This is a genomic window from Sphingobacterium sp. MYb382 (assembly GCF_037572665.1).
In the GTDB taxonomy this organism is placed as follows: Bacteria; Bacteroidota; Bacteroidia; order Sphingobacteriales; family Sphingobacteriaceae; genus Sphingobacterium.
In genome coordinates this window covers 262150-278893 of the sequence record NZ_JBBGZT010000029.1, presented here as the reverse complement: position 1 = coordinate 278893, position 16744 = coordinate 262150, and the positions used below count along the sequence as shown (strand labels likewise).

At 43.6% G+C, this 16744-nt stretch carries 1 protein-coding gene; it reads left to right on the top strand.

Annotated features, from left to right (window positions below):
* The first annotated feature begins 280 nt into the window (after nt 1-280).
* Nucleotides 281-16738: a DUF7507 domain-containing protein gene (locus tag WH223_RS18875; RefSeq protein ID WP_340049422.1), complete on the top strand. Its 16458-nt coding sequence runs from the start codon at nt 281-283 to the stop codon at nt 16736-16738.
* Nucleotides 16739-16744: the final 6 nt, after the last annotated feature.

Here is a 16744-nt window from a genome sequence, read left to right as displayed (position 1 = left end):
TTTTTTAGTTGTTGTCTATATCGTTGGTTAACAATTGTTTTTACGTGTGGGATTCGGGTGTTAATTAACTAAAATATTATATTGGTGTATTTCACGATATTTTTTATTCTGAAATATGTTTATATTTTTGTTTTGAATTAAAAAGAAAGTAACTAATCAAGTTTTTTTAACTTATTGTTTTTAATTTTTTAACAGTCACGTTGTTTTTTATCTAGAGATTTACTTTCTAGGGAAAGGTGGTGGCTTTCTGTAATTGCGTTAAAAGAAAAAAAATATGTTTATGAATACACAAGCTGATTCCAAAGCTTGGCCAACTCTAATTTGGCGTGGCCTATTGCTTATTTTATTCCTTACAACGGTTTCCGTTCATCTAGGGTATGGTCAAACGAAGATTATTGCAGGCGAGGTCAGCGATAAGACTAGTAATACGTCACATCTGTTAAATGCTGATAACGCAAAAGTTGATGACAATAGTTATGCGACTTTAAAAGCATCTACAGGTTTAGTGGTAGGCCTTGGGGGTTACAGCAGCTTTATCGAACTCAAGTTTCCGAGCACTTTAGCAGCCGATCAATGGAGTTTTGTGCGTATTAATGCTGACGTTACTTTATTGCGTGCTTTGTTAGGTGGGTCATTAGGTAACACACTTGGTACTGTCCTTGGCGGGGTGCTATTGGGAAACCAAGAGTTTGAAGTTGATGCTCGAAACGGTGGAAATTCCGTGTTGGCTCGAAAGAATTCGGATGGGTTCACGACGGATCGGGTACGCCTAGTTATGGATGCGCAGGGTAATAATTATGTTGCTATTAAGCCTGGTGCTGCCTATGACCGTATTCGTATAACCAATCGGGCTACTGCTTTGGCTGGACTTGGGGCAGAATATAAACTGGATGTTTTCTCCGTTTTTAGTTATGCAGGAACTGGAGGAGACTGTGGTCGTCCTAACTTTACCTCTTTTGACGGTAGTACTACAGGGCTTTCTTTGTCGGTGTTAGATTTTAATAATCAAAACTTGAACCGTGCTATCGATGGTGATTTGAATACATTTTCTTTATTGAAGTCTTCCTCAGCGCTTGATTTAAGTATAGCTCGTTCATTTTCACAGTTTTTCTATTTTCCAACGAAATCAACGATTAATCATACGGTTAATATTAGGCTGGCCTTGGGGTCTGGTGGCGTGCTAAATGCCGATTTGCTTGGCGGTATTGAAGTTGTCTTCTGGGACGGAACGACTGTGGTCGATCGTCGATCGCTTCAAAGCGGACTTTTAAATAATACCGATATTTTAAACTTACTGCAGTCGGGGAGTCCTACAACTTTAACGTTTGCTCCAAGTCAGGTTTTTGATCGTATTGAGGTACGCTTAAATTCATCTGTAGGGTTGAATGTATTGGGCAATGGCGTACGTATTTACGATGTACAGCGCTATAGCGGTACTATTTCTTGTTTGAATCCACAGCTTCCACCAGTTCCATCACCAACGCAAGGGCCATTTAAAACGCCTTCTTGTGCTTCAACGTTGGTAAGTTTTGCTAATGTAGATTTTGCGAACAAAGTAGTTGATGGTAATAATGAGACCTATGCGACGCTTTTTGCTGATGCAGGCGGATTGTTAGTGCAAGGACCTACTGTTGGTTATGTGGAGATGGATTTGGGACGCAATATGCTGCCTAATCAAACGACATACATCCGTATTAATTACGATAAAGATGTGATGGATCGATTGCTGGGTGGTAGTCTGGGTAAATTGGTTGCTGATTTAGCCAATAACTTGGTATTAGGAAATCAATATTTTTCCGTTCAGGCCAAGATGGGGACGACTTCTGTTTTGAATGAAAACAGTTCTAATGCTTTTGAGGGTAGTGCCGATGGACGCGTAAGTTTAGTGCAAGATAAAGTTGGTCGTTACTATATTGCAGTGACGCCAAATAAAGCTTACAACCGTGTTCGAGTGAGCAACCACCTTGTGGCGCTGCTGCCATTGGGTAAGAAAGCTACGCTTGATGTTTACAATGCATGTTTTGAATTGGGCGACGATAGCTGTTTTCCAGCGAACTTCACTTCTTATAAAGGTGGGGGCTTAGGTTTAAGTGTTGGGAATATTTCACGAGCAGGAGTTTCTGATCCTTTCCGTGCGATTAGTGACAACTCTTCCGAATATTCAACAATAAGTTTGGGGGTAGCAGGAGTTGCTGCCACTGTATACCAAACGATTTATTTCAATCAAGCTTCTAAGGCAAACGATTACGTGAAAATCCGTTTAGCATTAAATCCATCATCATTATTGAGTTTGGATGTGTTGGGTGCCTATAAAATTAAGTTTTATAATGGGGGGAATCAGGTAGGTGATGATTTGACATTGCAGCAAGGATTATTGAATAATGTTGACTTATTGAGTTTGTTCAATTCGGGCGGTGTTATCAATTTGAAGTATACACCAGTAGGACCTTTCGATAGGGTCGATATTGGTATTGAATCGATACTATCTGTAAATACGTCAGCACCGATGCGTGTGTATAGTGTAAAACGCTTCGGCGATGCTTGTCCTGAGCTAATTACACCTAAGCCTTTTGGTCAAGCGGTGTGTGCGGATCGCGTGTTGGAATCTAGCAACGTCGACGATGCACAGAATGTGTTGTCCGATGATTTCGATAGCTTCGCTACCTTGAAATCAGGTGCTGGAACCTTATTTGGTTTGGGCAATAAGTATGAAGGTTTTGTAGAGATGGGCTACAGTAGTATGGTGCCTGCTGGAAAAACTTCATACGTACGTATTGACTTTGATCCGGGGATTCTAAAAGCTTTAATCGGTGGTACCTTAGGTAATATCGCTAACGGATTGCTGAATGGCATTGTATTAGGCGATCATTTCTTTGACGTTCAGGTTAAGCGAAATACATATAATGGGCAAGGAGGTATCACGAATAGTACGACCGTACTTAGTGGCTCAAGTGCGCAAGCTAGTTCGGGCGGTAACGCGGCAATTCGTGTTGTTCAAGATAAGCAAGGCCGTTATTATATTGCGATAACGCCAACAGAGGCTTATAATGTTGTTCGCATAGCGGATAAGACGAATAGTCTTTTAGGTTTATTGGCGCAGCCAAATACCATGAATGTATATGGTATGTGTTATGATATTAGCCCTGATTTATGTTCACCAGCTTTTGCTACTTCTTACGAGTTTAATGGCTTATCGGCCTCTGTCGTAGGTCTTTCTGGTGCGGGGGTTACAAACCCACATTACGCTATTAATAATGATAATAGTAATCATTATTCAGAAATTAGTAATGGTACATTAGCTGCTGGTGCATCTACGAAACAATGGATTTTCTTCAACTCTGTTGCTGCGGCAAACGATGTTGTTAACCTGAAATTGCAGACAGGTGCTGGTGCTATAGATTTAGACCTATTGGGTGGTTTAGAAATTAAAGCTTATTTAGGTAATACGGAAGTTGCTAAGTTGAATTGGCAAAATGGTATTATCAATGGTATTAATGTTCTGGGCTTACTGAGCAATGGACAGATTGTAGATGTTCCTTTTGCACCAGGAAAACCGTATGACCGTATTACGGTAGGTATCCATACGTTGGTACAAGCTTCTGTATTTCCTCCGGTTCGCTTATATTCAGTGACACGTTGTTTTGGCACTGCTGAAGCGTCACACATCGCTTGGGAATCATTCAAAATTAATAATGACGCTTCTCTTAAAACTGTAAAAGGAGGAGAGGAAATAGAATATACGATTCATGTGCGTAACACCGGAATGATTGCTTTGGAGCAATTTATCGTTACCGATGAATTACCGGCACATACTACGTTTGTTTCGGCAACAAACAATGGTCAGCTTGTTGGAAATGTAATCCGTTTTGAAAATATTGACGTACCGGTTGGTGGTACAGCTACGGTTAGTTTCAAAGTTAAAGTCGATGAAAATTTAACAGGTGTTACATCGATTAACAACGTAGCTTTAGTGAAGAAAGATGCTGCTGATGCAGGTACACCAACACTACCTCCTTCGCCGACAGATCCTAATAATCCAGCTACAGGCGGCGGTTCAGGAACGGTTATTCCAGTAGATAACGTAACGAATGTGTTGACTTGGATGGTTGCTACCCCGACATTGAATGGCGGAGCTGTTACTAGTGTATCAGGAGATGAAGAGATAGATTATACCATTTATGTTAAAAATAATGGAAACCAAGATTTAGCGGCAATTAATATTAGTAACGTATTGCCTGCGGGAACTATCTACGTTTCAGGAGGTACATTAACGAATGGTACTGTTGTTTTCCCAGGTATGAGTGTGCCTATAGGACAAACTGCTTCGGTAACCTTTAAAGTTAAGGTGAAGCAAAACCTTACAGGATTAACGAATATCAGTAATGTAGCGACTGTTACAGCGGGCACGAGTACCGTTTTAACACGTCCAGCAGATCCCGCGAGTCCGACAACAGGACCAGATCTTACTAAAGCTCCGGGCGATCCACTTCTTATTCCGGTGACCGACAAATATTCATTGATTGCCTGGGAGTCATTCGTAGTTAATGAAGATGCCGGAATCAAAGATGTAAAAGGAGGGGAAGACGTTGTGTATACCCTTTACGTGCGCAACACGGGGAATAAAAACTTAACCAATATACAAATCACCGATGCTTTACCAGCTGGGGTTACACTACTTTCTGGGAATACATCGATTACTATTCCGACTTTGGCTGCGGGAGCAACTTCTTCGGCTTATAGCTTTAAGGTAAAGGTAAACGCTGACTTAACAGGTATTACTGCTATCCGTAATGTTGCTTCTGTCGTTAGTAATGAAATCACAACACCAGTAGCCAGTCTACCACCAAATGCTACCGATCCTACGGAGCCAGGAGCAGGTCCGGGTACCGGAACAGAAATTCCAGTGATTGCTGTACACAGTGTTTCTTTTGCTAAATCAGGGATTAATCAAGATAATCTGAAATCAGCAAAAGTTGGCGATATTATTACCTATACATTAACCGTACAAAATACCGGTAATAAGGCGTTGACAAATGTTAGTTTAAAGGATAATCTTTCTTCTGATGTCAGTTTGATCGAAGTTAATGGGTTTGCCAGTAATGATTTAAATATTAACCTTCCTATATCTACTTTGTCTGTTGGTGAAACCAATAAGGTAACTATTACCTTCAAAGTAGAGGTTGTAAGTTTACCAGCTAATGATGCGCCATTGGTCAATACAGCGGTAGCGACGTTTACAAATGCTGCTGGTGCAACGATTGACGTGGAAGCGTCTGAAAGTTTACTTGCGAGTTGTTCTGTTGTAAGAGATGATAACATTGATTTAACGGATGATGTGACGATTTGTTCAGGTGATGCAGCTACTTTAGAAGCAGCCTTTGTTCCAGATACTAATTTGCCTGCTATTCCTGCAGGCGCAAAAATATTGTGGAGAGCAGGTAGTGAAACGGGGGCTGTTGTTCATGAGGGTGCTACGTATTCACCAATCTTGACGGCAACGACGACTTTCTATGTAACGATAGAAGGTGGAGAGGCATGTTTCGAAACACCAGCTAAAATGGTAACGGTGACCATCAACCCAATTCCGGCTATACCGACGATTACGCCTAGTACATCGGTTAGTTGCGAAGGGGAAAGCATTACGTTGACAGCAACAGGAAGTACTACTGCTACTAAATATTCATGGTTCCGCAATGGTGTACTTGTTCCAAATGAAACAGGTGCAACATTAACTTTATCCGGAAATGTTGCTGAAGTTGGTGCTTATACGGTGAGAGCTTTAAATAGCTCAGACTGTTCAAGCGCTGCATCGGCTGCGGTAACTGTAACGATAAATCCACGTCCGGCGAAACCTGTTGTTCAATCTTCTAATCCAACAGGTGTTGTTTGTCAAGGTACAGCTGTAACCTTGAGTGCTGTCGCTAACTTGGGCACTTACCAATGGTATAGAGGCGGACAAGCTATTCAGGGAGCAAATAGTGCGAATCTTATTGTAGAGCAGTCTGGTGATTATACTTTAATTATTACAAATCCGGTTTCTGGATGTGCAAGTTTAGTGTCAGATATTGTGACGATAGCTGTTAACCCGCTACCACAGGTGAACTTTGTGGGAGGAACAAACGCTGTCGCTGGAATCGTGGGCGCATCGATTATGTTGCCATCGGTGGTTTCGGAAACAGGCGTTAATTATAAATGGTACGATAACAATGGGGCTGAAGTTTCTGTCGGATCTGTTGGACCAACAGCAAGTTTCGCAACACCGGGTTTATTTGTATATACCGTTGTGGCAACTAATAGCCAATCTGGATGTACGGTTACAGGTACTGTATTAATCAATATTTATGATGCTAGCAGTTGTCCACCGCAGTTACTACGTAAGTATGCTACGGACCACGGTTCAAGTACACCAGGTCGCGTGCTTAACGCTGCTCAAGCGGTTGATGGTAATGTGAAAACATTCTCGACGTTAAGAACAGAGTTGGATTTACTGGGATTAGCTCCGGCGACACAAACATTAGGGTTTACTAAAGTTTTAACCAAAGGAACACCAGTAACGATAAAATTAGGTAAAGAATTGACGGGAGCAGGCGTGTTAAGTCATCTGTCTGTGGTCGGTACGAAGAAAGATGTAAATGGTAATCCTATTGATGTCGGCACATTGAAAAATGTTGCTGGTGGATTGATTAATCTATTGACTGCCGAGAATGTTTTTGAATTCACCTTTGTTCCTACAAATGGTTTAGGCCAACCAGTAGATTTCGATGGTGTACGTATTGTACAAGGCGCGCTGCTTAGTTTGGCGCAACAAACACGCGTGTATGGTGCATACTATACCGAACAGGGACAGGCTGATTGTAGCCCGATTGATCAAGTTACAAATTCAAATGTACGTGATGTATTGCATGGGGTACGTGATATTGGTGTGGGCGCATTAACAGCGACCTCAACCGTTGCTAATCCATGGAATGCGGTTGATAATGATCCAGACACATATGCAGAACTTCGTAATGGCGTTTCGGTATTGAAACAAACCTTCTTGACGGTGGTTCTCAAAAATCAAAGTATGCCTACGGATTCCTTGAAATTGGTAACTAGCGTCCCTAGTAATTCTGTTTTGAGTCTTGATTTAATAAAAGGATACAGTATTCAGCGTTATTTAGGAACAGCGAAAGTTGGCGCTCCATTAGATGCGACAAGTACCTTGTTAGATTTAAGATTACTTGGCCTTTTGGGTGACGGTAGTCGTAAACTATCGGTTGTACTTCCTCCATTAGCGCAAGCGTATGATCGCGTAGATATCAGTTATTCGAACGTGTTAGGCATTTTAGGTGAGCAAACGAATGTATATGACGTTAGTATAAAACCTAAAATAGATTTTGGTGCACCAGCAGATCAAGTGCTACAGGTATGTCAGGGCGGAAATATAACCCTAACAAAACAAGATGACTGTACACTTTATGAGGTGTATGACGCTGCAGGTAAACTGCTGACCTCAACAGATAAATTGAACTTTGCTATTCCTGCAAATACATTGCTCGGACTAAATAAATATTATGTTCAAGCGGTTCGTCAAGGATGTGCTGTAGGTGCTCGTCAAGAGATTACGGTTAACATTAATGAGTTGCCTAGAATTACAACGCAACCGCAGAATATTACGGTAAATGCTGGCGTAGATGCAACGTTTAGTGTAGCCTTAGCAAATGCTGCGCAAGCGGTTACGTATCAGTGGCAGGTTTCAACAGATAATGAAGTTACTTGGACAGATGTTGCTGGCGCGACTGCTGCAACATTCCTTCGTGCTGTTCCTGCCAGCACAACAGCGACTGGTATTCTTGGAAGATACCGTGTTTTAGTGACATCAACGACTGGTGGTTGTACGGTAGTATCTACTGTTGCCTCGTTAGGTGTTGGTAAAAACTATGGTTTTGACAATAATGCTATTCGTAAAGTAGGGCAGAATACAAACGAAGCAGCTGTTGCCGGTCAGCCATATAGCTATACGGTAACAGTGGATAATAATGGTCCATCAACAATTACCACAGGAACACCGATTTACTTCCGTGATGTATGGAGTACTGGACAAGCGTTGAATACGATTGTTTACAATGGTGGTGTCGTGAGTGCAGCGGCTGATGGTTTATTCAGTATTGCATTAGCAAATGATGTCTTGCCAGGTCAAGTTTTCAGTTTCGATGTGAATGTAGATGTGGATGCGGCATCTCCAGCTACTATTAAAAACACCATCTACATTTGGCAAAATGACCCAGGTACTGATGTTGCTAACTTACCACCGGCAGATGGACAATCGGCAACACCAGATATCACGGTTAAACGTGACTACAACTGGGGAGGGGCAGATGCGGTTGTTAAGGCGGGTAACCAAGCAACGGCTACAGCAGGTGCTGCTTATAGTTATAATGTGGTGTTAACAAACAAAGGAAGTTCGACTATCTTGCCAGGAGTGAAGCTTTATTTGCAAGATGTACTTAGCACAGGACAAACTTTAAATAGCATTACGACAAGTAATGGCCATCTTGGAACGATTGCTACTGACGGATCATTCGATTTGACGGTTGCTAGTGGTGTAGCTCCTGATGAAAGCATAACATTAACAGTTAATGTTTCAGTAGCAGCCATAGTTGCGGATGATATTATTAATAATAGAATTAAAATTTGGAGTACAGATCCTGCTGGAGACTTCAGTACGCCTGAAGGGCAGGCAGTTACTGCTAATATTCCAGTTGTTAAAGAATATAGTTTAAGTTTAGCTAAAGTAGCGGATGAGACAACGGTTAAAGCAGGTACAAATACCACTTTCACGGTTACGATTACGAATGATGGTCCGTCGACTATCCCTACGGGCAAAACTATCCAGTTGGCCGAGTTGCCAAGTGCAGGCTTAAGCATCGTTAGCTATGCGGTTAGTTCCGGATCGGCTACAATTGATGGTAGCGGTACAACAGCTACGGTTACAACGACTGACGCAGTAGCACCGGGCGCAACGGTGGTTGTTAAAGTGACGGCAGCAGTAGCAGCTGATGCACCAGCAACAGTTAAAAACGGCATCAAAGTTTGGGGACCAGATAAACCAATCACGGATCCAGAGGACGATGAAGTAGAGACTGTGGATGTTCCAGTTGTTAAAGAATACAGTTTAAGTTTAGCTAAAGTAGCGGATGAGACAACGGTTAAAGCAGGTACAAATACCACTTTCACGGTTACGATTACGAATGATGGTCCGTCGACTATCCCTACGGGCAAAACTATCCAATTGGCCGAGTTACCAAGTACAGGCTTAAGCATCGTTAGCTATGCGGTTAGTTCCGGATCGGCTACAATTGATGGTAGCGGTACAACAGCTACGGTTACAACGACTGACGCAGTAGCACCAGGCGCAACGATAGTTGTTAAAGTGACGGCAGCAGTAGCAGCGGATGCACCAGCAACAGTTAAAAACGGCATCAAAGTTTGGGGACCAGATAAACCAATCACGGATCCAGAGGACGATGAAGTAGAGACTGTGGATGTTCCAGTTGTTAAAGAATACAGTTTAAGTTTAGCTAAAGTAGCGGATGAGACAACGGTTAAAGCAGGTACAAATACTACTTTCACGGTTACGATTACGAATGATGGTCCGTCGACTATCCCTACGGGCAAAACTATCCAATTGGCCGAGTTGCCAAGTACAGGTTTAAGCATCGTTAGCTATGTGATTAGTTCTGGATCAGCTACAATTGATGGTAGCGGTACAACAGCTACGGTTACAACGACTGACGCAGTAGCACCAGGAGCAACGGTGGTTGTTAAGGTAACGGGAGCAGTAGCAGCTGATGCATCAGCAACAGTTAAAAACGGTATCAAAGTTTGGGGGCCAGATAAACCAATCACGGATCCAGAGGATGATGAAGTAGAGACTGCGGATATTCCAGTTGTTAAAGAATACAGTTTAAGTTTAGCTAAAGTAGCGGATGAGGCAACGGTTAAAGCAGGTACAAATACCACTTTCACGGTTACGATTACGAATGATGGTCCGTCGACTATTCCTACGGGCAAAACTATCCAGTTGGCCGAGTTGCCAAGTGCAGGCTTAAGCATCGTTAGCTATGCGATTAGTTCTGGGTCAGCTACAATTGATGGTAGCGGTACAACAGCTACGGTTACAACGACTGACGCAGTAGCACCAGGAGCAATGGTGGTTGTTAAGGTAACGGCAGCAGTAGCAGCTGATGCACCAGCAACAGTTAAAAATGGTATCAAAGTTTGGGGACCAGATAAACCAATCACGGATCCAGAGGATGATGAAGTAGAGACTGTGGATGTTCCAGTTGTTAAAGAATATAGTTTAAGTTTAGCTAAAGTAGCGGATGAGACAACGGTTAAAGCAGGTACAAATACCACTTTCACGGTTACGATTACGAATGATGGTCCGTCGACTATCCCTACGGGCAAAACTATCCAGTTGGCCGAGTTGCCAAGTGCAGGCTTAAGCATCGTTAGCTATGCGATTAGTTCTGGGTCAGCTACAATTGATGGTAGCGGTACAACAGCTACGGTTACAACGACTGACGCAGTAGCACCAGGAGCAATGGTGGTTGTTAAGGTAACGGCAGCAGTAGCAGCTGATGCACCAGCAACAGTTAAAAATGGTATCAAAGTTTGGGGACCAGATAAACCAATCACGGATCCAGAGGATGATGAAGTAGAGACTGTGGATGTTCCAGTTGTTAAAGAATATAGTTTAAGTTTAGCTAAAGTAGCGGATGAGTCAACGGTTAAAGCAGGTACAAATACAACTTTCACGGTTACGATTACGAATGATGGTCCGTCGACTATTCCTACGGGCAAAACTATCCAGTTGGCCGAGTTGCCAAGTGCAGGCTTAAGCATCGTTAGCTATGCGATTAGTTCTGGGTCAGCTACAATTGATGGTAGCGGTACAACAGCTACGGTTACAACGACTGACGCAGTAGCACCAGGAGCAATGGTGGTTGTTAAGGTAACGGCAGCAGTAGCAGCTGATGCACCAGCAACAGTTAAAAATGGTATCAAAGTTTGGGGACCAGATAAACCAATCACGGATCCAGAGGATGATGAAGTAGAGACTGTGGATGTTCCAGTTGTTAAAGAATATAGTTTAAGTTTAGCTAAAGTAGCGGATGAGGCAACGGTTAAAGCAGGTACAAATACCACTTTCACGGTTACGATTACGAATGATGGTCCGTCGACTATTCCTACGGGCAAAACTATCCAGTTGGCCGAGTTGCCAAGTGCAGGCTTAAGCATCGTTAGCTATGCGATTAGTTCTGGGTCAGCTACAATTGATGGTAGCGGTACAACAGCTACGGTTACAACGACTGACGCAGTAGCACCAGGAGCAATGGTGGTTGTTAAGGTAACGGCAGCAGTAGCAGCTGATGCACCAGCAACAGTTAAAAATGGTATCAAAGTTTGGGGACCAGATAAACCAATCACGGATCCAGAGGATGATGAAGTAGAGACTGTGGATGTTCCAGTTGTTAAAGAATATAGTTTAAGTTTAGCTAAAGTAGCGGATGAGACAACGGTTAAAGCAGGTACAAATACCACTTTCACGGTTACGATTACGAATGATGGTCCGTCGACTATTCCTACGGGCAAAACTATCCAGTTGGCCGAGTTGCCAAGTGCAGGCTTAAGCATCGTTAGCTATGCGATTAGTTCTGGGTCAGCTACAATTGATGGTAGCGGTACAACAGCTACGGTTACAACGACTGACGCAGTAGCACCAGGAGCAATGGTGGTTGTTAAGGTAACGGCAGCAGTAGCAGCTGATGCACCAGCAACAGTTAAAAATGGTATCAAAGTTTGGGGACCAGATAAACCAATCACGGATCCAGAGGATGATGAAGTAGAGACTGTGGATGTTCCAGTTGTTAAAGAATATAGTTTAAGTTTAGCTAAAGTAGCGGATGAGACAACGGTTAAAGCAGGTACAAATACCACTTTCACGGTTACGATTACGAATGATGGTCCGTCGACTATTCCTACGGGCAAAACTATCCAGTTGGCCGAGTTGCCAAGTGCAGGCTTAAGCATCGTTAGCTATGCGATTAGTTCTGGGTCAGCTACAATTGATGGTAGCGGTACAACAGCTACGGTTAAAAATGGTATCAAAGTTTGGGGACCAGATAAACCAATCACGGATCCAGAGGATGATGAAGTAGAGACTGTGGATGTTCCAGTTGTTAAAGAATATAGTTTAAGTTTAGCTAAAGTAGCGGATGAGGCAACGGTTAAAGCAGGTACAAATACCACTTTCACGGTTACGATTACGAATGATGGTCCGTCGACTATTCCTACGGGCAAAACTATCCAGTTGGCCGAGTTGCCAAGTGCAGGCTTAAGCATCGTTAGCTATGCGATTAGTTCTGGGTCAGCTACAATTGATGGTAGCGGTACAACAGCTACGGTTACAACGACTGACGCAGTAGCACCAGGAGCAATGGTGGTTGTTAAGGTAACGGCAGCAGTAGCAGCTGATGCACCAGCAACAGTTAAAAAAGGTATCAAAGTTTGGGGGCCAGATAAACCAATCACGGATCCAGAGGATGATGAAGTAGAGACTGTGGATGTTCCAGTTGTTAAAGAATATAGTTTAAGTTTAGCTAAAGTAGCGGATGAGACAACGGTTAAAGCAGGTACAAATACCACTTTCACGGTTACGATTACGAATGATGGTCCGTCGACTATCCCTACGGGCAAAACTATCCAATTGGCCGAGTTGCCAAGTGCAGGCTTAAGCATCGTTAGCTATGCGATTAGTTCTGGGGCAGCTACAATTGATGGTAGCGGTACAACAGCTACGGTTACAACGACTGACGCAGTAGCACCAGGAGCAACGGTGGTTGTTAAGGTAACGGCAGCAGTAGCAGCTGATGCACCAGCAACAGTTAAAAACGGTATCAAAGTTTGGGGGCCAGATAAACCAATCACGGATCCAGAGGATGATGAAGTAGAGACTGTGGATGTTCCAGTTGTTAAAGAATACAGTTTAAGTTTAGCTAAAGTAGCGGATGAGGCAACGGTTAAAGCAGGTACAAATACCACTTTCACGGTTACGATTACGAATGATGGTCCGTCGACTATCCCTACGGGCAAAACTATCCAGTTGGCCGAGTTGCCAAGTGCAGGTTTAAGCATCACAGGTTACACCATAAGTGGAGGCAGTGCAACGGTAGTTGGAACAGGCAATAGTGCTACGGTTACAACGACTGACGCAGTAGCACCGGGCGCAACAATTGTTGTTAAAGTAGCAGCGGCAGTAGCGGCTGATGCACCAGCAACGATTAGCAACGGTATCAAAGTTTGGGGACCAGATAAACCAATCACGGATCCAGAGGATGATGAAGAAGAAACACCAGAGGTTCCAGTTGTTAAAGAGTATAGTTTAAGTTTAGCTAAGGTAGCGGATCAGGCAACGGTTAAAGCGGGTACAAATACCAGCTTCACGGTTACGATTACAAACAATGGTCCGTCGACTATCCCTACAGGCAAAACTATCCAATTGGCGGAGTTGCCAAGTACAGGTTTAAGCATCACGGGTTACACCATAAGTGGAGGCAGTGCAACGGTAGTTGGAACAGGCAATAGTGCTACGGTTACAACGACTGACGCAGTAGCACCGGGCGCAACAATTGTTGTTAAAGTAGCAGCGGCAGTAGCGGCTGATGCACCAGCAACGATTAGCAACGGTATCAAAGTTTGGGGACCAGATAAACCAATCACGGATCCAGAGGATGATGAAGAAGAAACACCAGAGGTTCCAGTTGTTAAAGAGTATAGTTTAAGTTTAGCTAAGGTAGCGGATCAGGCAACGGTTAAAGCGGGTACAAATACCAGCTTCACGGTTACGATTACAAACAATGGTCCGTCGACTATCCCTACAGGCAAAACTATCCAATTGGCGGAGTTGCCAAGTACAGGTTTAAGCATCACGGGTTACACCATAAGTGGAGGCAGTGCAACGGTAGTTGGAACAGGCAATAGTGCTACGGTTACAACGACTGACGCAGTAGCACCGGGCGCAACAATTGTTGTTAAAGTAGCAGCGGCAGTAGCGGCTGACGCACCAGCAACGATTAGCAACGGTATCAAAGTTTGGGGACCAGATAAACCAATCACGGATCCAGAGGATGATAAAGAAGAAACACCAGAAGTTCCGGTTGTTAAAGAATACAGTTTAAGTTTAGCTAAAGTAGCGGATCAGGCAACGGTTAAAGCGGGTACAAATACCACTTTCACGGTTACGATTACGAATGATGGTCCGTCGACTATCCCTACAGGCAAAACGATTACGTTGGCTGAGTTGCCAAGTGCAGGCTTAAGCATCACGAGTTACACCATAAGTGGAGGCAGTGCAACGGTAGTTGGAACAGGCAATAGTGCTACGGTTACAACGACTGACGCAGTAGCACCGGGCGCAACAATTGTTGTTAAAGTAGCAGCGGCAGTAGCGGCTGATGCACCAGCAACGGTTAGCAATGGTATCAAAGTTTGGGGACCAGATAAACCAATCACGGATCCAGAGGATGATAAAGAAGAAACACCAGAGGTTCCAGTTGTTAAAGAGTACAGTTTAAGTTTAGCTAAAGTAGCGGATCAGGCAACGGTTAAAGCGGGTACAAATACCAGCTTCACGGTTACTATCACAAACAATGGTCCGTCGACTATTCCTACAGGCAAAACGATTACGTTGGCTGAGTTGCCAAGTGCAGGCTTAAGCATCACGGGTTACACCATAAGTGGAGGCAGTGCAACGGTAGTTGGAACAGGCAATAGTGCTACGATCACAACGACTTACGCAGTAGTACCGGGCGCAACAATTGTTGTTAAAGTAGCTGCAGCAGTAGCAACTGATGCACCAGCAACGGTTAGCAATGGTATCAAAGTTTGGGGACCAGATAAACCAATCACGGATCCAGAGGATGATAAAGAAGAAACACCAGAAGTTCCGGTTGTTAAAGAGTACAGTTTAAGTTTAGCTAAAGTAGCGGATCAGGCAACAGTTAAAGCGGGTACAAATACCAGCTTCACGGTTACGATCACAAACAATGGTCCGTCGACTATTCCTACAGGCAAAACGATTACGTTGGCTGAGTTGCCAAGTGCAGGCTTAAGCATCACGGGTTACACCATAAGTGGAGGCAGTGCAACGGTAGTTGGAACAGGCAATAGTGCTACGGTTACAACGACTGACGCAGTAGCACCGGGCGCAACAATTGTTGTTAAAATAGCAGCGGCAGTAGCGGCTGATGCACCAGCAACGGTTAGCAACGGTATCAAAGTTTGGGGACCAGATAAACCAGTAACGGAAGATCCAGACGATGAGGTGAAAACTCCAGAAGTACCTGTTGGTGGTATCTACACATTGCGTATCACTAAAGTAGCGGATGAACCAGCTGTTAAAGCGGGTACACCAACGAGCTTCACGGTGACGGTTACTAATAATGGACCATCAACTATCCCTACAGGTAAAGTGATTCGTTTAGCAGAATTGCCAAGTGCAGGCTTAAGCATCACGGGTTACACCATTAGTGGAGGCAGTGCCACGGTAGTTGGAACAGGCAATAGTGCTACGATTACAACGACTGGAGCAGTAGCACCGGGAGCAGCAATCGTTGTAAAAGTAACAGCAGCAGTTGCGGCTGATGCACCAGCAACGGTTAGCAATGGTATCAAAGTTTGGGGACCAGATAGACCGGTAACGGAAGATCCAGATGATGAGGTAAAAACTCCAGAAGTACCTGTCGTACATAGTTCAGGGTTAAGCATCAAGAAAACTGCTGATCAGGCACGTGTTAAAGCAGGAACAACGACAACGTTTACCTTAACGATTAAAAATGAAGGCCCAGCAGTCATTGCCAAAGGCATCGTGATTCCAGTGCAAGAGCGTCCAGGAGTAGGCGTGAAAATAACAGGATTCTCGGCAGTAAGTAGCAATGCGGGTGTAACAGCGACGGGTAATTTAGCCATCGTAACAACCACTGCAGATATCGCTGTCGGCGGCGTAATTGTCTTGAAAGTAAATGCAGCTATTGATGCTGATGCTCCAGAGACTATTACCAATGGCGTTTCGATTTGGTTGCCAGGTAAAGATTCAGGTGTAGATCCTGAAGACGGTAAAGACGATACGGATCCAATCCCTGTTGATCTATTAACAGCTTTAGCGAAGGATATTGAGGCTAATGTGAAAGCTGGTAACACGGTTGTTATTGATATTTTGGCAAGCGTTGTACCTACAGTGGCAGCTGTTGACCCAGCGACGGTTTCGCTTGTTATGCAAGCAAAACAAGGAACAGTAGCAGTCAATCGCGATGGAACATTGAGCTATACAGCGGACAAAAATGCTTCAGGAGTCGACTTATGTAGCTATCGTGTGAAAGATGTTAGAGGTCGATGGAGTAATACGGGAACGATTAAGTTGAACATTTTGGATAATCCATTAAGAATACCAAATGCTTTCTCTCCGAATAATGATAACGTTAATGATAGGTTTATCATCGCTGGGCTTGAGGCTTATGATCAGATTAACGTGCGCATTATGAATAGATGGGGTAATGAGGTTTATCGTAATGAGCATTACAAGAACGAATGGGATGGTGCGGGTCTGAATGCGGGTACATATTACTACTATATCGAAGCGACAAGAGGCGGACAAAAAGAAGTGTTTAAAGGATCAGTTTTGATTAAGAGAAACTAAAAGGAA

What these genes read in the sequence shown, in the direction of transcription:
- WH223_RS18875 (WP_340049422.1), top strand. Translation starts at nt 281, where the DNA reads ATGAATACACAAGCTGATTCCAAAGCTTGGCCAACTCTAATTTGGCGT.